General features: G+C 71.4%; 19 protein-coding genes and 1 pseudogene. 8 read left to right on the top strand and 12 right to left on the bottom strand.

The window, feature by feature from the left end; genetic code table 11:
• Positions 1-167: 167 nt before the first annotated feature.
• A complete protein-coding gene (locus tag HW130_RS16080) occupies positions 168-836 on the top strand; it encodes a DUF461 domain-containing protein (protein ID WP_177150260.1) in 669 nt (222 codons plus the stop codon).
• A 127-nt stretch (positions 837-963) separates the two neighbouring features.
• On the opposite strand, the gene HW130_RS16075 is transcribed toward HW130_RS16080, so the two are convergent.
• Together HW130_RS16075 and HW130_RS16070 are read right to left on the bottom strand one after the other, a co-directional pair.
• Positions 964-1,644 (bottom strand): response regulator transcription factor, encoded by a 681-nt coding sequence (locus HW130_RS16075; RefSeq protein ID WP_018847140.1) that lies wholly within the window; start codon positions 1,642-1,644, stop codon positions 964-966.
• Entirely contained in the window at positions 1,641-2,900 is a 1,260-nt protein-coding gene (locus HW130_RS16070; RefSeq protein WP_177150259.1) for a cell wall metabolism sensor histidine kinase WalK, read from the bottom strand. Before HW130_RS16070 ends, HW130_RS16075 begins: the two co-directional genes overlap by 4 nt.
• A gap of 199 nt (positions 2,901-3,099) precedes the next feature.
• On the opposite strand from HW130_RS16070, the gene phoU reads away from it, so the two are divergent.
• Positions 3,100-3,777 (top strand): phosphate signaling complex protein PhoU, encoded by a 678-nt coding sequence (gene phoU / locus HW130_RS16065; RefSeq protein ID WP_177150258.1) that lies wholly within the window; start codon positions 3,100-3,102, stop codon positions 3,775-3,777.
• 157 nt (positions 3,778-3,934) lie between these two features.
• Positions 3,935-4,087 carry a hypothetical protein gene (locus HW130_RS16060; RefSeq protein WP_177150257.1) on the top strand — a complete coding sequence of 51 codons (153 nt, stop codon included), beginning with the start codon at positions 3,935-3,937 and terminating at the stop codon, positions 4,085-4,087.
• Between the two features lie 254 nt (positions 4,088-4,341).
• On the opposite strand, the gene HW130_RS16055 is transcribed toward HW130_RS16060, so the two are convergent.
• Positions 4,342-5,103, bottom strand: coding sequence for a phosphoglyceromutase (locus HW130_RS16055; RefSeq protein WP_177150256.1), 762 nt, complete (start codon positions 5,101-5,103; stop codon positions 4,342-4,344).
• A gap of 155 nt (positions 5,104-5,258) precedes the next feature.
• Here HW130_RS16055 and HW130_RS16050 point away from each other — a divergent pair, with 155 nt between their 5' ends.
• Positions 5,259-6,530: an MFS transporter gene (locus HW130_RS16050; protein ID WP_177150255.1), complete on the top strand. Its 1,272-nt coding sequence runs from the start codon at positions 5,259-5,261 to the stop codon at positions 6,528-6,530.
• 15 nt (positions 6,531-6,545) lie between these two features.
• Here HW130_RS16050 and HW130_RS16045 read toward each other — a convergent pair whose 3' ends face one another.
• The 4 genes and pseudogenes from HW130_RS16045 to mshA all read right to left on the bottom strand — a co-directional run bounded on the left by HW130_RS16045 (position 6,546) and on the right by mshA (position 9,166).
• Positions 6,546-6,704: a hypothetical protein gene (locus HW130_RS16045; protein ID WP_177150254.1), complete on the bottom strand. Its 159-nt coding sequence runs from the start codon at positions 6,702-6,704 to the stop codon at positions 6,546-6,548.
• Positions 6,701-7,198: pseudogene (locus tag HW130_RS16040) on the bottom strand (hypothetical protein); the annotation flags it as partial. The gene HW130_RS16045 and the pseudogene HW130_RS16040, both read right to left, overlap by 4 nt.
• A 112-nt stretch (positions 7,199-7,310) precedes the next feature.
• Positions 7,311-7,811: a YbjN domain-containing protein gene (locus HW130_RS16035; RefSeq protein WP_177150253.1), complete on the bottom strand. Its 501-nt coding sequence runs from the start codon at positions 7,809-7,811 to the stop codon at positions 7,311-7,313.
• 14 nt (positions 7,812-7,825) lie between these two features.
• Positions 7,826-9,166: a D-inositol-3-phosphate glycosyltransferase gene (mshA, locus tag HW130_RS16030; RefSeq protein ID WP_177150252.1), complete on the bottom strand. Its 1,341-nt coding sequence runs from the start codon at positions 9,164-9,166 to the stop codon at positions 7,826-7,828.
• Between the two features lie 191 nt (positions 9,167-9,357).
• On the opposite strand from mshA, the gene HW130_RS16025 reads away from it, so the two are divergent.
• From HW130_RS16025 to HW130_RS16015, 3 genes are all read left to right on the top strand, one after another.
• Positions 9,358-10,143 (top strand): trans-aconitate 2-methyltransferase, encoded by a 786-nt coding sequence (locus HW130_RS16025; RefSeq protein WP_177150251.1) that lies wholly within the window; start codon positions 9,358-9,360, stop codon positions 10,141-10,143.
• A 341-nt stretch (positions 10,144-10,484) separates the two neighbouring features.
• Positions 10,485-11,570 (top strand): C40 family peptidase, encoded by a 1,086-nt coding sequence (locus HW130_RS16020; RefSeq protein WP_177150250.1) that lies wholly within the window; start codon positions 10,485-10,487, stop codon positions 11,568-11,570.
• 315 nt (positions 11,571-11,885) lie between these two features.
• The gene (locus HW130_RS16015) at positions 11,886-13,127 is read left to right on the top strand and encodes a PP2C family protein-serine/threonine phosphatase (protein WP_177150249.1); all 1,242 of its coding nucleotides are present in this window, start codon (positions 11,886-11,888) and stop codon (positions 13,125-13,127) included.
• A gap of 347 nt (positions 13,128-13,474) precedes the next feature.
• Here the strand turns inward: HW130_RS16015 and HW130_RS16010 are convergent, their stop codons facing one another.
• From HW130_RS16010 to HW130_RS16000, 3 genes are all read right to left on the bottom strand, one after another.
• On the bottom strand, positions 13,475-13,813 hold the full coding sequence (locus tag HW130_RS16010; RefSeq protein WP_177150248.1) for a DUF2516 family protein: 339 nt from the start codon (positions 13,811-13,813) through the stop codon (positions 13,475-13,477).
• 124 nt (positions 13,814-13,937) lie between these two features.
• Positions 13,938-14,525 (bottom strand): hypothetical protein, encoded by a 588-nt coding sequence (locus tag HW130_RS16005; RefSeq protein WP_177150247.1) that lies wholly within the window; start codon positions 14,523-14,525, stop codon positions 13,938-13,940.
• A gap of 35 nt (positions 14,526-14,560) precedes the next feature.
• A complete protein-coding gene (locus tag HW130_RS16000) occupies positions 14,561-15,001 on the bottom strand; it encodes a helix-turn-helix domain-containing protein (RefSeq protein WP_177150246.1) in 441 nt (146 codons plus the stop codon).
• Positions 15,002-15,288: 287 nt separating this feature from the next.
• Here HW130_RS16000 and HW130_RS15995 point away from each other — a divergent pair, with 287 nt between their 5' ends.
• Positions 15,289-15,741: a GNAT family N-acetyltransferase gene (locus HW130_RS15995; protein ID WP_177150245.1), complete on the top strand. Its 453-nt coding sequence runs from the start codon at positions 15,289-15,291 to the stop codon at positions 15,739-15,741.
• A 251-nt stretch (positions 15,742-15,992) separates the two neighbouring features.
• Here HW130_RS15995 and HW130_RS15990 read toward each other — a convergent pair whose 3' ends face one another.
• A complete protein-coding gene (locus HW130_RS15990) occupies positions 15,993-17,108 on the bottom strand; it encodes a phosphotransferase family protein (RefSeq protein WP_256356115.1) in 1,116 nt (371 codons plus the stop codon).
• Positions 17,109-17,313: 205 nt separating this feature from the next.
• A complete protein-coding gene (locus HW130_RS15985; RefSeq protein WP_309140450.1) occupies positions 17,314-18,090 on the bottom strand; it encodes an HAD family hydrolase in 777 nt (258 codons plus the stop codon).
• Between the last annotated feature and the right edge of the window lie 35 nt (positions 18,091-18,125).

Genomic DNA, 18,125 nt, shown 5'->3' with positions numbered 1-18,125 from the left:
AGCATGCTGCCGCCGCTGCCCCGCGACCCCCGGTACGCGGGCCGCGCGGGCAAAGGGCGGGTCGGGTGCGGGGCGCGACCTGCGGCTCGGTAACCTGAGCGCGAGCTGACGCCACAGGCCGGTGACAGCCAACCAACAGTCCGTACGTCCAAGGAGAAGCCGCCGCCGTGAGCAGCAGCCTTCGACGCGGTGCCCTCGCCGGCGCTGCCATCGTCTTCTCGATCGCCTCGCTCTCCGCCTGCGGTGCGGGCAACGACGCGCAGACCCTCGGCGTCAGGCCGGACAACGCCGCGACGGCCGTCGACGACCTCAAGCTCCAGAACGCGACCGTCATCACGCAGCCCGAGGGCGCGGCGGCCGTCAGCGTCACGGTCTTCAACGAGGGCACCCAGAAGCAGACCCTCGACTCGATCACGCTCCCGGGCTCCGACGCGAAGGTCGCGCTCAAGGCGGCCCAGGGTTCGGGCCCGATCACGGTCCCGGCCGGCGGCTCGGTGATCATCGGCGGCAAGGGCAACGCGTCCGCCGTGATCGCGGGCGGCCACGAGGCGGTGAGGAACGGCGACACGCAGGAGGTCGTCTTCCGCTTCAGCGAGACCGGCGACGTGAAGATGGTGACGTTCGTCGTCCCGGCCACCGGCTACTACGCGGGCTTCGGCCCGTCCTCGTCGCCGAAGCCGACGGCCGAGCAGCCGGCCGCGCCGTCGCCGTCGGGCTCTCCGGCCGGTTCCCCGTCGGGCTCTCCGGCCGTCTCCGACCAGCAGCGCGAGGCCGCGGGCGGCGAGGCGGCGTCCCCGTCGGACTCGGCGTCCGCGTCCCACGGCTCGGGTCACTGACACACCGCGCACCAGGCGTACGGGAAGGGCGCCCACCGATCTCGGTGGGCGCCCTTCCCGGCATGTGTGCCGGCCGCGCTCGGCGCGCCTGTGGCGCCGGTCGTACGCGTTCCGCTCGTTCCGCGGTCTACGGCTCGAACTTGTAGCCCAGGCCGCGGACCGTCACCAGGTAGCGCGGGGCCCCCGGGTCCGGCTCGATCTTGGCGCGCAGGCGCTTGACGTGGACGTCGAGGGTCTTGGTGTCGCCGACGTAGTCCGCGCCCCAGACCCGGTCGATGAGCTGCATACGGGTCAGGACCCTGCCCGCGTTGCGCAGCAGCATCTCCAGCAGGTCGAACTCCTTCAGCGGCAGGTCGACCTTGCCGCCGGAGACGGTGACGACGTGGCGGTCCACGTCCATCCGGACGGGGCCGGCCTCAAGGGCGGCGGGGGTGACCTCCTCCGGCTCACCGCGGCGGCGCAGCACCGCGCGGATGCGGGCGACCAGCTCCCGCGAGGAGAAGGGCTTGGTCACGTAGTCGTCGGCTCCTATCTCCAGCCCGACGACCTTGTCGATCTCGCTGTCCTTCGCGGTCACCATGATGACCGGGACGTTCGAGCGGCCGCGCAGCTGGCGGCAGACCTCGGTACCGGGCAGGCCGGGCAGCATCAGGTCGAGGAGCACGAGGTCGGCGCCATTGCGCTCGAACTCGTCGAGACCCTCGGGACCCGTGGTCGCCACGGCGACCTCGAAGCCCTCCTTGCGGAGCATGTAGGACAGGGCGTCGCTGAAGGATTCCTCATCCTCGACGACGAGCACTCGGGTCACGGAAGGACCTCCGGGGCAGGAATTTCACTGTTCGGATCGGTGTCGTAAGGCCGGTCGTCGTCCTCGTCGAGGCGATCCGGGCCGGTGGTGGTGGCGCGGTCCCGCGCGGCGCCCGCCTCGGGCAGCCGCAGGGTGAACGTGGAGCCCTGTCCCTCGGAGCTCCACACCGTGACCTCCCCGCCGTGCGAGGCGGCCACGTGCTTGACGATGGCAAGGCCCAGGCCGGTGCCTCCGGTGGCACGGGAGCGGGCGGGATCGACGCGGTAGAACCGCTCGAAGATCCGCTCGCGGTCCTTCTCGGAGATACCGATGCCCTGGTCGGTGACGGCGATCTCGATGAGGTCGCCCCCGGGCGCGCTGACCCGGCGGGCGGAGATGCCGACGCGCGTACGGGCCGGTGAGTAGTTGACCGCGTTCTCGACGAGGTTGCCGAGGGCGGCGGCGAGCTGGCCGCGGTTTCCCCAGATGCTGAGGTCGGCGGTGCCGCCCGAGGCCATGGTGATCTGTTTGGTGGACGCGGTGTGCCGGGAGCGGTCGATGGCCTCGGCGACCAGTTCGTCCACGCGCACGGGCTCGGAGTCCTCCAGGGGGTCGTCGTTCTGGACCCGGGAGAGGTCGATGAGCTCCTGTACGAGGTTGGTGAGCCGGGTCGCCTCGATCTGCATGCGGCCGGCGAAGCGCATGACCGCCTCGGGGTCGTCCGAGGCGTCCATGACCGCCTCGGAGAGCAGGGAGAGCGCGCCGACCGGGGTCTTGAGCTCATGGCTGACGTTGGCGACGAAGTCGCGCCGCACCGCCTCTATCCGTCGTGCCTCGGTGAGGTCCTCGACGAGGAGGAGGACGAGGCGCGAGCCGAGCGGGGCGACGCGGGCGGAAACGGCCAGGGCCTCGCCGCGGCCGGTGCCGCGGCGGGGCAGGTCCAGCTCGACCTGCCGTATCTCGCCGTCGCGGCGGGTGTCACGAGCCATGTGCAGCATCGGTTCGACGGCGAGCTTTCCGCCGCGGACCAGACCGAGTGCGTACGCCGCGGAGCTGGCCTTGACGACCGAGTCGGACTCGTCCAGGACGACCGCGGAGGAACGGAGGACGGACAGCACGGTGTCGACGCCGGGCGGCAGCACGGCATCGGTGTGGAGCGAGGTGCGGGTGGGGCGCTTCTGTTCCCGCTCGCTCCAGCGGAACGCCAGCACCGCGATGACGCCGGTGCAAAGACCGGCGATCGCTGCCGCTGCGGCGACCGCCGCGTTCACGTCCATGCATCCCAGGTTATGCGGGGTCCCGGACACTCTCCCAGCCAAACGGGTGGCACCTCGAACAGTCGTCGCTCAGAGTTCACCAAGGGGAAAGTGGTGGTTCATTTGCGGGGGAGCGTTCGGACCACTACAGGGCCGAACGTGGGAGCGTGGGGGTTCGGAGCCCCACCCGGACCCGGTCGCATCAAGAGAGGGACACCCAATGCGTGACGCGTACCACGAGGAACTGGACTCGATCGGCGAGGGCCTGGTCGAGATGGCCCGGCTGGTCGGGTCGGCGATCGGGCGCGCCACGACGGCCATGCTCGACGCCGACCTCAAGCTGGCCGAGAGTGTGATCGCCGCCGACCAGAAGGTCGACGACCTCCAGCACGACCTGGAGGCGCGTGCGATCGCCCTCCTGGCCCGGCAGCAGCCGGTCGCGACGGATCTGCGGATCGTGGTGACCTCGCTGCGGATGAGCGCCGACCTGGAGCGCTCGGGCGACCTCGCGCAGCACGTGGCGAAGCTGGCGCGGCTGCGCTTCCCGAACCGCGCGGTGCCGAACGACCTGCACGCGACGATTCTGCAGATGGGTCAGCTGGCGCAGCGCCTGATGGCGAAGGCGGCGGAGGTCATCATCACCAAGGACGTCGACCTGGCGCTCCAGCTGGAGCAGGACGACGACGAGATGGACCTGCTGCACCGCACGCTCTTCCAGCACCTGATGGACGACCGCTGGAAGCACGGCATCGAGACGGCCGTGGACGTGACGCTGCTCGGCCGCTACTACGAGCGTTTCGCGGACCACGCGGTGTCGGTGGCGAAGCGCGTGGTGTACCTGGTGACGGGCGAGCACGCGGACGAGCTCCAGCAGCAGACCGCCGTCGAGGGCGCGTAGTCGAGGGCGCGTGGCGGCATCCGCGGCGCGCTGGGGGGCGCTTGCGCATGTGCGCCGTTGATGCGCCGGGCCTGCCGGGCGTGCAATGGGCGAAGGCGGCATTTCCGTATGCCGGTGATGCGTGCGCGCGGCAGCGCGCGCCCATGAGGAGGCACCCATGGCCGAGTCCCCCGTGACCGACTCCCCGCAGGAAGCGAGCTCCGTCGAAGTCGTCTTCCTGCCCGTTCTCGGCGCCTGCGGGTGCGGCTCGGGCTGCGGCTGCGGCTGCCAGTCGGGCGCGCCCTGCCAGTGCGGCGGCTGCTGCGGGTAGCCGACGACGGCGGCACGCGGAGTAGGTCCCGCCCCAGGAGAAGGGGGGCGGGACTTCCGCCTTCCGGAGCGCCGGCACGGCGACGCGTACGGTGCCGCGATGTACGTCCGCGGCGGCAGCAACCGGGGCGCCCGGTCCCGGGTGCCCCGAGGTACAGGCACGACTGCCGCCGTCCGCAGTAGCGGGCAGCAGGGACACGAAGCCCCCGGCCTCGGCGACGAGGTCGCCGAGGCCGGGGGCTCGGATGTGCGTGCTTACTTCTTCTTGCCCTGGTTCTTCACGGCCTCGATCGCCGCCGCCGCCGCGTCCGGGTCGAGGTAGGTGCCGCCCCGGGTGATCGGGTTGAAGTCGGCGTCGAGCTCGTAGACCAGCGGGATGCCCGTCGGGATGTTCAGGCCCGCGATGTCGGCGTCGGAGATGCCGTCGAGGTGCTTGACCAGCGCGCGCAGGCTGTTGCCGTGGGCGGCGATCAGGACCGTGCGGCCGGCCAGCAGGTCGGGGACGATGCCGTCGTACCAGTACGGCAGCATGCGCTCGACGACGTCCTTGAGGCACTCGGTGCGCGGGCGCAGCTCGCTCGGGATCGTCGCGTAGCGGGCGTCGTTGGCCTGCGAGAACTCGTTGTCGTCGGCGAGGACCGGCGGCGGGGTGTCGTACGAGCGGCGCCAGAGCATGAACTGCTCCTCGCCGAACTCGGCCAGGGTCTGGGCCTTGTCCTTGCCCTGCAGTGCGCCGTAGTGGCGCTCGTTCAGGCGCCATGAGCGGTGGACCGGGATCCAGTGGCGGTCCGCGGCCTCCAGCGCGAGCTGCGCGGTGCGGATGGCCCGCTTCTGGAGCGAGGTGTGGAGAACGTCGGGGAGCAGGCCGGCGTCCTTGAGCAGCTCACCGCCGCGGACTGCCTCCTTCTCGCCCTTCTCCGTGAGGTTGATGTCCACCCAGCCGGTGAACAGGTTCTTCGCGTTCCATTCGCTCTCGCCGTGGCGGAGGAGGATCAGCTTGTACGGTGCGTCGGCCATGGGCCCGAGCCTAATCGACGGCCCGCGCCACCCGCGCGGGTGACCGAGGAGCGGACTCGATTGACGGTCGCCGTCAAATGAGTGGCAGCGCCGAGGCGCGGCTCAGTAAGTTACGGATGCCGCTTGAGCCGCTTACACCCCGGGGGGTCTCCGCCATGTCCGTCGCCTCGTTCAGACGCGCGTTGCGCGGAACCGTCTCGGGGCTGCCCGGGGGCTTCTGGTGGCTGTGGACCTCGACGCTGGTGAACCGTACCGGCGCTTTCGTCCTCACCTTCCTGTCGCTCTATCTGACCCAGGAACTGGGCTACTCCGCGTGGTACGCGGGCCTTGTCGTCGCGCTGCACGGACTCGGCGGCGTCGCCGGGTCGCCGCTGGGCGGCATGCTGACCGACCGGTGGGGCCGGCGCCCCACGATGATCTCCATGCACCTGGCCGGCGGCGCGTGCGCCGCCGCGCTCGCCGTGGTGACCAGCGCCTGGGGCATCGCGGTCGTGGTGCTGCTGATGGGCGTGGCGATGCAGGCCGTACGGCCCGCGATCAGCGCCACCATCGCCGACCTCGTGCCCGAGTCCGGGCTGCGCCGGGCCTACGCGCTGAACTACTGGGCGCTCAACCTCGGCTTCGCCATCGCCGCCCTCGGCGGCGGCGCCGCGATCTTCCTCGGCTACCGGACCCTGTTCGTGGTCGACGCCCTCGCCACCGCGCTGTGCGCGCTGATCGTCTTCCTGCGGCTGCCGGAGACCCGCCCCGAGAAGCGGTCCGACGCCGTCGCGGGCGCCCCTGAGGACGAGCGGCTGACCGTGCTCGACGTCCTGAAGGACGCACCCTTCAGGACGCTGGTCCTGCTCAATCTGCTCGTCTGCCTGATCTTCACCGCCCCCTGGGTGGGTCTGCCGCTGACCATGGCGGGCGAGGGCCTGTCGGCCGACGCGTACGGCATGGTCATCGCGGTCAACGGGGTGGTGATCGTCGCGTTCCAGCTGCTGGTCAACAGGATCACCGAGAAGCGTTCGCCGGCCGCGCTGCTCACCGTCTCCTCGCTGCTCTTCGCCGCCGGTACGGGAGTGACGGCACTGGCCGGCACGCCTCTGCTGTTCGCGGCCACCGTGGTGGTGTGGACCGTCGGCGAAATGGTGCACGTGCCGACCAACGCGGCCGCGACGGCCCGCCTGGCCCCCGAGCACGCCCGCGGCCGCTACCAGGGTGTGATGGGCATGTCCTGGGCGGTCGCCGGATTCGTCGCGCCGATCCTGGCCGGCTGGGTGGTCGACGGCCCCGGCCCGGACGTCCTGTGGATCGGCTGTGCGGCCGTGGGCTGCGTCGCGGCGGCCGGGTACACACTCCTGCTGCGCCGGGCGCTGGCCGAGAACGCCCGGCCCGAGGCTTCGGAGACCGCCTCCGAGAAGGCCGAGGCCGTCGAGGCCTGAGGTCTCGCCCGGGCCTCAACCGGGCGGCGGTCCCTCCTGCGCCGACCGGCCCGTCACCCGCGTGCTCAGCCGAGGGCCGCCGATGTCGGACAGCCGCCCGCCGAGGGCGATCGTCCCTCCGGTCGGCGCGTCCCGCATGCGGGCGGTGCACCGGCCGGAGAGACGGGTTGTCACCAGCGCAGTTCGCGCTGGGCCTCGTAGAGGTTCGCGGGGCGCACGCCGCCCGGAGAGCCGTACGCCTCGAGCCGGGTGCGGAGATCCCCCGCGAAGTCCGGCACGTCGATCTGGTCGAACTCGCGCACCGTACTGATCGCGACGGTCGCGCTGTATGGGGCGACCCCGCCGATCCTGACCAGTCCGGCGCGCTCGTTGGTGACGGTCACGTTCCAGTGCGTAAAGCGCGCCCCGTACAGCGGTCCCGCGCCGGCGTCGCCGCCGTGCCTGCCGGTGTTGTTCACCGTGATGTCGGTGCGGACGTTGGCGAACGGCACCCCGCGGTGGGTGTCGAAGGTGCCCATCTCCATCACGCCCCGCGACCAGACGTTGTGGCTCGACAGACCCTCCACGTTGATGCCGTGCAGCTGGGTCCCGGCGGGCGCGGGGACCGTGCGCTGCGCGACGGTGAAGTCCTCGATCAGGTTGTCGTGCGAGCCCTCGCGGCATGAACGCCGTTCATGTCTGCGTCGGCGGTGAGCATGCCACGGCGTCCCGGTGCACGGGCAGGGCCGTGTGCACCGGGAATGAAGGTGGGTCAGACGAAGCGTGGAGGTGTCTGCGGGATCAGTCGGCGGGCCGCTGGGTCAGGTTCGTGAACGCGTCCAGGTTGCGCGTCGATTCGCCGCGTGACACGCGCCACGCGTACTCACGGCGGATCGCGCTCGCGAAGCCCAGTTCGAGGAGCGTGTTGAAGGAGCCGTCCGCCGCCTCCAGGATCGACCCGAGCAGCCGGTCCAGTTCCTCGGGAGTGACCACCGACAGCGGCAGTTTGCCGACGAGATAGATGTCGCCGAGCCGGTCGACGGCGTAACTGACCCCGTACAGCTTGAGGTTGCGCTCCAGCAGCCAGCGGTGGACGGCCGCGTCGTTCTCGTCGGGGTGGCGGATGACGAAGGCGTTGACGGAGAGCGAGTGCCTGCCGACCAGGAGGGAGCAGGTCGTCGACAGCTTGCGGGTGCCGGGGAGTTTGACGACGTACGAGCCCGTGTCCGGGCTCTCCCATTCGAGTTCCGCGTCCTTCAGGGTCTGCTCGATGACCTGCATCGCGCGCTCTGCGTCAGCCATGCTGGGAGCGTACGTCAGTGGTGATGGGCCCGCGTGCGGTGGCGGTGCTCGTACATCGCCGCCGTGTACACGTCCGCCGTCGCCGACGCCGCCGTGCCCCAGCCGAAGGACTGCGCGTGCCGGGCGGCGGCCGCGCCCATGCGGTCGGTCAGCGACGGGTCGCGCACGAAGCTCGCCAGGACGTCCGCGTAGTGGGCGGGGTCGTGACCGGGGACCAGGAAGCCCGTCTCCTCGTCGCGCACGGCCACCGGCAGCCCGCCGACCGCGGCGGCCACGACCGGGGTGCCGGCCGCCTGGGCCTCGATCGCCACCAGCCCGAAGGACTCGCTGTACGAGGGCATGACCAGGACGGACGCGGCCCGGAACCAGTCCGCGAGCCGCACCTGCCCGACCGGGGGCCGGAAGTGGACGACGTCCGCGATACCGAGCCGGGCGGCGAGCTTCTGCAGCCCCTCGGGCTTGGCCAGTCCACTGCCGCTGGGGCCGCCGACGACGGGCACATGGATGCGGTGACGCAGGGACGGGTCGCGCTCCAGCAGCAGCGCGACGGCGCGCAGCAGGACGTCGGGGGCCTTGAGCGGCTGTATGCGGCCCGCGAACAGCGGGATGAACGCGTCCTGCGGCAGCCCGAGCCTCGCCCGTGCCGCGGCCCGCCCGTCGTCCGGCCGGAAGACGTCGAGGTTGACGCCCGGGTGGACGACGGCGACCTTCGCCGGGTCGGCGTCGTAGAAGCGGGCGAGTTCGTCGGCCTCCTCCGCCGTGTTGGCGATCAGCCGGTCCGCGGCGCCCACTATCTGGGTCTCGCCGATGACGCGGGAGGGGGGCTCGGGGGTGTCGCCCTCGGCGAGCGCGGCGTTCTTGACCTTGGCCATGGTGTGCATGGCGTGGACGAGGGGGACGCCCCAGCGTTCGGCGGCGAGCCAGCCGACGTGGCCGGAGAGCCAGTAGTGCGAGTGGACGAGGTCGTAGTGCCCGGGGCGGTGGCCGGCCCACGCCTGCATGACACCGTGCGTGAAGGCGCACAGCTGGGGCGGCAGGTCCTCCTTGGCCAGGCCCTCGTAGGGGCCCGCGTCGACGTGCCGGACGAGGACGCCGGGGGCGAGCTCGACGACCGGCTGCAGACCGCCGGTGGTTGCCCGGGTGAAGATCTCGACCTCGATGTTGATGGCCGCGAGCCGCTTGGCGAGCTCGACGATGTAGACGTTCATGCCGCCCGCGTCGCCCGTGCCCGGCTGGTGCAGCGGCGAGGTGTGGACGCTGAGCATCGCGACCCTGCGCGGCTTGCGGGGGCCGCCGGGGAACCGGAGGCGGGGCGCCATCCGGCTGCTGCCGAGGCGGGAGACGTACTGGCTCACGTCGGCGGTCCTCTCGCTGCGGGCACGACAAACTGCGGGGCTGAGGTCCCGCACGCCTGCACAACAGCGGAGCGGACACTTCCATTTCCCGGCTGCTCCCACTTTGCCAAATCATTGCCGTTTAGGCGGACCGGAACGGGCCGGGCGGCCGGTCTCAGGGGCCCGCGGCGCGAACGCTTACCCTCGGTGACATGAATCGCCCCGTCGGCACCGCGACCCGCGGGACGACCAACCCGAACCGGCTGCGCCGCATGGACCGCTGGATCGCCGCGACGCACGGCCCCGCCCTGCGCCGCAGCGCCGCGGTCCCCCTCGCCGTCGACCTCGGGTACGGGGCGGCCCCCTGGACCGCCGTGGAGCTGCTCCAACGGCTGCGCACCGCCGAACCGCGGTGCGAGGTCGTCGGCGTCGAGATCGACCCGGCCCGCGTCGCCGCCGCGAAGCCGTACCAACGCGCCGGGCTCACCTTCCGGCACGGCGGCTTCGAGGTGCCGACACGGGACCGGCCGGCGCTGATCAGAGCGGCCAATGTGCTGCGCCAGTACGACGAGGACCAGGTCGCGGCGGTCTGGTCGCGGCTCTGCGGGCGACTGGCGCCCGGCGGGCTGCTCGTCGAGGGCACGTGCGACGAGATCGGGCGGCGGCACGTCTGGGTGGCGCTCGGACCCGAGGGGCCGCGGACGGTGACGTTCGCCACCCGGCTCGGCTCCCTGGAGCGCCCCTCCGACCTGGCCGAGCGGCTGCCGAAGGCGCTCATCCACCGCAATGTGCCGGGCGAGCCGGTGCACGCGTTCCTGCGGGACTTCGACCGCGCCTGGGCGGCGGCCGCGCCGTACGCCTCGCTGGGGGCGCGCCAGCGCTGGATCCGGGCGGTGGGCGACCTGGCGGGCGAGTGGCCCGTGAGGGACGACCGGCGGCGGTGGCGGCAGGGCGAGGTCACCGTCGCGTGGGAGGCGCTGGCGCCCGCCTCCGGCTGAGGCGTGGCAGGGGCCGGCCCTCGGCCGACGCACCGCGGAGGCACTGGCCCCCGCCCTCGACCGGGGCAAACCGCCAATACGGGTGAACACGTCCTGGTTTGGGGTGAACGGGACACCGTGACAGGTGAACGGATCCGGCCACGGGAACACCGGGACGGGCCCGCTCGTAGTGACGGTGGGGACGAGCGGCAGGCATCGCCGGGGTGGGGAAATCCGCGGGGGACGAAGTGCCGGTCGTGCCTGTCGTTTTGGCGGTCGCCATGACACCATCACGACGTCGCACTCAAGTTACTGACGGTCAATCACATGCGATTGACCAGCGCCCGTCCGGAGGGGGAGTCGTGAACCGACGCCGCTGTGCCACTGCCGCAGCGATCAGCCTGGTCTGCGCACTGACCGTGCTCGCGGTCCCCGGCCAGGCGCTCGCGGCACCGGAGCCGCAGCCGCCTGTCTCGGTCACCGTGCCCGGACCGATGGCCCCTCCCCCGCCGAGCGCCTCGCTCGAAGCGGTGCGCCTGCAGATCGACGCGCTCTACCGCCAGGCCGCGTCCGCCACCGACGCGTACAACCTGGCCAAGGAACGGACCGAGAAGCAGTCGGCCGAAATCGTGAAGCTGGCCCAGGAGATGGCCAAGGGCCAGGCCCGCATCGAGGACCTGAAGAACCGCGCAGGCGCCGCCGCCCGCGCGCAGTACCGCGCCGGCGGCCTGCCGCCCGAGGCGCAGCTGGCGCTCGTCGACGACCCGCAGCTGTTCCTGGACGGCGTCGGCCGTATCCAGCAGGGCCAGAAGGCCACGAAGGACCTCATCGCCGAACTGACGCAGACGCAGGCCGATTTGGCTGCGTACAGCAGGGACGCCAGCGCCCACTGGGAGCGGCTGGAGGCCGGCAGGCTCAAGCAGGAGAAGGCCAAGAAGCAGATCAAGGCCAAGATCGCCGCAGCCAAGAAGCTCGAGGACAAGCTGGAGAAGGAGGAGCTCCGGCACCTCCTCCAGCTGGAGCAGCAGGCGCAGTACAAGGCCCAGAGCCAGTGGCTCGACTCGGGCATACTCGACGAGATCGACGGCCGCGCGAGCGAACAGGGCAGGAAGGCCGTCGAGTTCGCCACCGCGCAGCTCGGCAAGCCGTACGTGTGGGGAGCCGAGGGCCCGGGATCGTACGACTGCTCGGGGCTGACCTCACAGGCCTGGGCGGCCGCCGGGCGCGGCATTCCGCGCACCTCGCAGGAGCAGTGGCGGCTGCTGCCCCGGATCGCCCTCCAGGACATGCGCCCCGGCGACCTGATCATCTACCACGCCGACGCGAGCCACGTCGGGATGTACGTCGGCGATGGCGCGATCATCCACGCGCCCCGCCCGGGAAGGAACGTCACAGTCGCCGGCGCCGGGTCGATGACCATCCTCGGAGTCGTGCGCCCCGACAAGTGACGTGGGTCGCCCTCCGGGGCCGACGCGTGATGTGCGTCCCATGCCCGCACGCGCCCCGGTGCCGGCCGGATACCGGCTCCGCGGCGCAAGTGACGTGCGCCACCCGGCACATGGGGCGAAAGGGGCGGCCGGGGCGATGACGGCGTGATGTTCGTCATGACGCGCCCGGTAACTACCTCCCTATGCGCGGCATATGCCAGTGGCTCTTCGTTGATCGGCATTCCGTTCGGCCACCGCCTACCGCTATGGTCCCCGTCTGGCGGGACGTCGATCGTCGCCCTGCCGCCCTCGGGGGGAGGGAAGGAAACAGAACCGATGCCCGTACCCGTACCGCGACAGAGGAACGTCCCCGTCGCGGAGACCGCCCCCGGCGGGACGACCAGCGGCGGCGACCTCACGCTCCTGATCATCGAGGACGACCCGGCGGGCACCATCAGCGTCCCGGAGCTGCTCGACGCGGCCGGTACCCGCGTGCGTATCCGCACGGCCCGGAATCTCACCGAGGCCGAGCGACTGCTCACCGACGACGTGCACTGCGTGCTCGTCGACCTCGCCCTGCCCGGTCGCACCACGGGCGACGAGCTGGGCGCCCTCAAGCACGTCCTGCGCCTCGCGCCGCGCCACGCGGTGCTGGCCCTGACCGCGTCCGGCGACAGCCGGCTGGCCGCCGAGGCGGTACGGGTCGGCGCCCAGGACCACCTCGTCCGCGAGGAGCTCGACGGACGGCTGCTGAGCCGCGCCGTGCGCTACGCGGTGGAGCGAAAGCGCGCCGACACCGCCCAGGTGAAGCTCGCCGAGTCCCGCATGCGCGCGCAGGAGAACGCCCGTCTGGAGCGCGGTCTGCTGCCCACTCCCCTGCTGGAGGGCTCGGACCTGCGTTTCGCCGCGCGCTACCGCCCCGGGCGCTCACGCGCGCTGCTCGGCGGCGACTTCTACGACACGGTCCGCACGCCCGACGGCACCGTCCACGCGATGATCGGCGACGTCTGCGGCCACGGACCGGACGAGGCGGCGCTCGGTGTGGAGCTGCGCATCGCCTGGCGGGCGCTGACCTTCGCCGGGCTGTGCGGGGACGAGCTGCTGTCCACGCTCCAGCAGGTGCTGGAGCACGAGCGGGAGAGCGACGAGATCTTCGCGACGCTCTGCACGGTGGACATCGCGCCGGACGGCCGGCGGGCCGGGCTCTGCCTGGCCGGCCACCCGAGCCCGCTGATCGCCCGGCACGGGCGGGCCGCGCAGCTGCTGCCGTACGACGACGGCGGCCCGGCGCTGGGCCTGCTGCCGCGCGCCCGCTGGCCGCGCCGCCAGGTGGAGCTCGGCGGCTCGTGGAGCCTGATGATGTACACGGACGGCCTGATCGAGGGTCGCCAGGGCCCGGACACCAAACAGCGCCTCGGCCAGGACGGCATGGTCGCGATGATCAACCGCCAGCTGGCGGCGGGGCTGCACGGCGAGTCGCTGTTGGAGGCGGCGGTCGGCGAGGTGCGCGAGCTGAACGGCGGCGACCTGACGGACGACGTCGCGGTCCTGCTCCTGAGCCGCGGCTCCCGGGCCTGACACGACGGGCGCGCGCTCCTCGACGAGCGGGGGCGTGAGCGGGCGGGCGAAGCAGCCCCTGGCGAGAGCCGACGGCTGGCCGCGGGTTGCCGATCGGCCCGCGCGGCGCGCAGAAGGGTCGGTTTCGGCGCGGGGTTCCCTCGCCCGCGGGCAGGCTGCTGCCCCGGTCGAGGCAATGCGGACCACCGGCACACGCGCACGGCGCGCATGAGGCACCTGTCCACGAAGTCGGACGAGCGGCCTGCCGTGCACAGCAAGGACGGCCCCGGTCCACCGCAGACCAGGGCCGTCCGAGCAAGGAGAAACGCCCGCCTGGGCGCGCTGCGCCCGAAGGACGGGCCCGCTGCCTAGCGGCCGCCGTTGTACGGGCCGTACGGACCGTCGCTGCTGGATCCGCCCCGGCGGCGGCCGCCGCCGGACACCTGCGCCAGCGCCGGGCGCACGTCCACGAAGAAGACGATCGCCGCGATCAGTCCGGCGATCGACAGGAACAGCATCGGGATGAAGAGGTTCACGGCGACGGCGACACCGAGGATGATCAGCCAGAAGGACTTCGTCTTCTTGTCCGCCGCCCGGTAGGCGTCCTCACGGGCCACAGCTGCCATGACCAGGGCGGTCACGGACGTCACGAGGAAGACGAGCCTGGTGATCATCCACAGCCCGAAGTCGAAGTTGTCAGCCAGCATCCCGAACACCGCCTAGTCAGTGGTTTGTGGCGCCTCGCGCCAAGGTACCTCCGGGAACGCCTCCGAGGCGATGCGCCTGCCGGGGGCGGGGCGCCGCGTCGCCGCGGCGCCCGTGCTCCTGGGGTCACTCGGCCGAAGGCGTCGCCTTCTTCGCCACCGGCTTGCGGGGGGCCGGCTTACGCGCCGGGGCCGGCTTCCTGGTCTCGGCCTTGGCCTCCGCGGGCTTCGCGTCCTGCGCCGACCCGGCGGGCTTCGCGGGCTCCGGCTCGACGGCCACGGCGATCTCGGTGAGCTCGTCGGCGGCCTCGCCGCGCCAGGCCCTCACGGTCTGCTCGCCGTGCTCGGCGACCTTCTCGTACGCCTCACGCGCCTTGACGGCGTACTCGGCGGCCACGCCGACACTGCGCAGCGCGAGGTCCTGGGCGCTCTCGCCGAGCTTCTTCAGGTCGGTGTCGATGTTGCCGAGCACCTCGGTGACCTTGGCCTGCACGGTGGCCTGCGCCTCCTTGGCCTGCGCGGTCACCTTCTCCTGCACGACCTTGGGGTCGGTGTTGCGCACGGCCTCGAAGCGGCTCGGCGCCTCGGCCGCGAGCTGCTCGAGCAGCGCGGGCACCTTCTTCGCCTGCTGCACGGCGAGGTCGGCGGTGCCGGCGGCGAAGTAGAGGGGAGTCGGGTCGCTGAAGGTCTTGCGCAGGTCATCGGTGATGGCCATGACTGTCGTCCTCCCGGAAGGCAGATCGGTACGTCTCAGTCGTTCTTCGGATCGGCATCGCCCGCGCCGGCCGTGCGGGGGCCGTCAGCGGTGGTGTCCTCGGGGGCGCTCGCGGGTCCGCTCGCGCTGTCGAGCCCGTTCTCCTTGCGGAAGGACTCGTAGATCTGCAGCAGCACCTGCTTCTGCCGCTCGTTGATCGAGGGGTCGGCCAGTATGACGGCACGCGTCTCCAGCTCGTCCCGCTCCTGCTCGTCGAGGATCCCCGCCCGGACGTAGAGGGTCTCGGCGGAGATCCGCAGCGCCTTGGCGACCTGCTGGAGCACTTCCGCGCTCGGCTTGCGCAGTCCGCGCTCGATCTGGCTCAGATACGGATTGGACACCCCGGCGGCGTCGGCGAGCTGCCGCAGCGAGAGCTGCGCGCTGCGCCGCTGCTCGCGGAGGTAGTCACCGAGGTTGCCGACGTTGAGCGATGCCATGCTTCGATGGTGCCCGACAAGCGCTAACAATTGCAAGCATCTGCTTGCAAGAGTGTTCCATGCCACCCTGATGCCGGGTCGGGGCCGAGCCGGGACGCGAGCCGTCCACGAGGGCGTCGGCACGGCCGGCGACCCGCCCCCGTGAGCGGAACAAGGTGCTCCACGAGGTCGCGTCCAGTGGGGTGAGGGAGTGCTCCACGCGGGGCAGTGCCTGGCAAGGGGTGCGGCGCCAGTCCCGGGGCGCGTACCCGGTTGACGCTCCGTCATGCACCCGGTTGTCTGCTGCGATGACCGAGCTGCGCATCGAAAAGGCTCACGGCGACGACGCCGTGCTCAGGGACTGGCAGTACGTCCACAACGTGATCATCCCGACCGCCACCCTGTCGCTCGACGAGGTCCGGGAACGGTCCGGGCGCTACCACCTGGAGGTCGCGTACCTCGGCGACGAGCTCGTGGGCTGCTCGACGGTGCGCCCGCCCACGAGCGAGGAACCGGTGGTCACCGTGATCGCGCGAGTGCTCGCCGCCCACCGTGGGCAGGGCTTCGGCACGGAGCTCTACGCCCGCGGTCTGGCGCGGGCGCGCGAGCTAGGCGGCGAGGGAATCGAGACGGTCGTCCTGGAATCCAACCCCGACGGTCTGAGGTTCGCGCTCCAGCACGGATTCGTCGAGGTCGAGCGGTACCTGCTGCCCGGCGACACCGTGCCGTGGATCGCGCTGCGCCTGGCCGCCGAGAGCTGACATTCCCTTCAGGGCCGACGCGCGCCCCGGGCGGAAGGCCTCTGGTCAGCGTCCGCAGAAGGCTCTTCCGCCGTCGTGTCACACCTCGCCGTGCTCCGTCAGTGCAGTGACGGAGCACGACACGAAGAGGAGACAGCAGTCATGCAGGGCACGTATCGCCGGCGCCGCGGGCCCTGTCCAGTACACCGCCCGCCAGGGCCGCGCGGACCACCGCGCGGGACGGGGAGGACCACGCCGGGACCGCCGCACGATCACGGCGCGGTGGCGCCTCCCGACCGCTTGAGCCAGCCCGCATAGGCCGACATCACCTGCGGCACCGTCGGCACCTGCGTCAGGCCCAGCGGTCCCTTGGCCGCCTCCAGCACACGCCGGACCTTCCAGGCCGCGACCGGGAGGACGACGCGGTGGGGATCGTTGCGCGGGCCCAGCCCCACGGCCGCGCGGACGACATCGGTGAAAACGGACTGGACCCGCTTGTAGGCGAGCAGATACGGAAGATCCCGCTGCCATTCCCGGGAGGCACCTGGGCGGACTTCTTCCACCGCACCGGCCCACATCGTGCCGACGCGTTGCGCGTCACGAGTCGAGTAGCGCATGAGATGGAGGTGGGTGGCCAGCTCGTAAAGGGGATCGCCGATCATGGCCAGCTCCCAGTCGATGGTCCACAGATCACCCGCGTGGTCGACGATGAAATTGTGGCGGTGCAGGTCCCCGTGCACGAGCGCGAAGGGGCGGTTCGCCAACCGCCCTGCGGGCAGCGCCAGAGCCTCCAGTGCCCTTCTGCGCACCCCGAGCCTCTCGAACAGCTCGCCGTATTCCTCGGCGTGCCGGTCGTACACCTGGGTGGCGGTGAAATCCGTCAACCGGTTGAGGAACACCGTCGAATCGTCGTCGAGCACAGGGTGGCCATCGGGCAAACAGGTTCGGGGCAGGTCGTCGAACTCATCGGTCTTGATCGCGACCACCTGCTGAAAGAGCCGTGCGAGCTGGCCCTCGTGGTGGCCGGACAGCGGCCGGCCCGGCAGCGGCCCGCCCCCGGGCGGCCGCCCCTCCACGAATCCCTGCAGATAGACGCCTGGCGTGACCTCGACGGACTCCGGAACCCGGTCGACGCGCCCTTTGAGCATCAGCAGAAGTCGGTCCTCGGACGCGAAGCACCTGCGGTCGTACCAGAGCACACCACTGCGCGGTGATCGAAGTTTGCCCCACGCGTAACGGGGGCGCAGCGGGCTCTCCGGCGGCAGGGGAAAGGCATACGTCTCGTGGTGGTAGCCCTTGAGCGGTCCCACGATCACGCGGTCACCGCCGTCGCTCCACATCACGGCCCGCCGACGAGCCTCGGAGTCCGTTTCCGCGCCGACTGTCATCACTGGTGCCCTTGGTGCTCCGGATCAGGTACTGATTCGAGGAAAACTACCCTCCCGCTCCGGGTTCCGTGGGGAGCTGCTGCCGACATCATCAGACCGGAGTCATCGCTCCTGCTCGGCACGTCGGGAACGCAGAGCTGTCCCGGCCCGGCACTCCGCTCGGCTGACGGCCCTTCAGTGAAAATACAACGGCGTACAACTCATGTCAGTTGGTCGGAGAAGTCGACCAGCTTTCGGAAGAACCGGAACGCTTGTCACCTCCGAGTGGACGGCCGGTCTCCAGCGCGCCCAGGACCGGTAGCAGAGCCGCCATGCTGGAGACGATCTCCGTGGCTCCGGCTTCCTTGAGCTCGGATCGCTTCCTCTCGTTACTCGCATACCCCAGAAACGGAACACCGAGATGTGCGGCCGCTTCATAGTCGGCCGCCGAGTCCCCGATCATCAGGGACTCGGCGGCGGTCGAGCCGGTCGTCTCCAGAGCCTGGCTGAGGCAGTTCGGATGCGGCTTCATCAGGTGCGGATCCGGCAGTCGGCCGTGGATGTGGGGTCCGAAGTGGACGCTCAGCCCCTCGCGGTCGAGATAGCTTCGCACCGCGCTCGCCGAGTTGTTCGTCGTGACGGCGAGACGGAAGCCCGCGCCGTCGAGCCCGCGTATGAGGTCTCCGGCGCCTTCGGCCGGTTCGGCCGCCACGACGGCCCGGAGCTCGTGCTCGGTCAGTTGTCGCTCCATCGCCGTCACCAGGTCGCTGCCCGGGAACCGGGTCGCGGTGGCCCTGAGCAGGGCGAGTGGATCGTGGCTGCGGCCGGCGCCCACCGGCACATCGCCCGGAACGTTCTGCACGATCCAGTCCCGGAGCTCGGCCGCCACCTGCTGGGACGGATGCCCGCTGAAGAGATGGCAGATCGGACCGTCGAAGTCGAACAGGACGCACTTCGCAGTGGCGAGAAGGGCGAACACAGCGGTCGGGTGCGAGTCGGTCACATCGCTCCGTCCGTCGGGGCAGCGTCGTCGGGCTG

Source organism: Streptomyces sp. PKU-EA00015 (assembly GCF_013387495.1).
Lineage (GTDB): Bacteria > Actinomycetota > Actinomycetes > Streptomycetales > Streptomycetaceae > Streptomyces.
The sequence above is the reverse complement of the archived record's forward strand: the minus strand, read 5'-3'. Positions and strand labels throughout refer to the sequence as shown.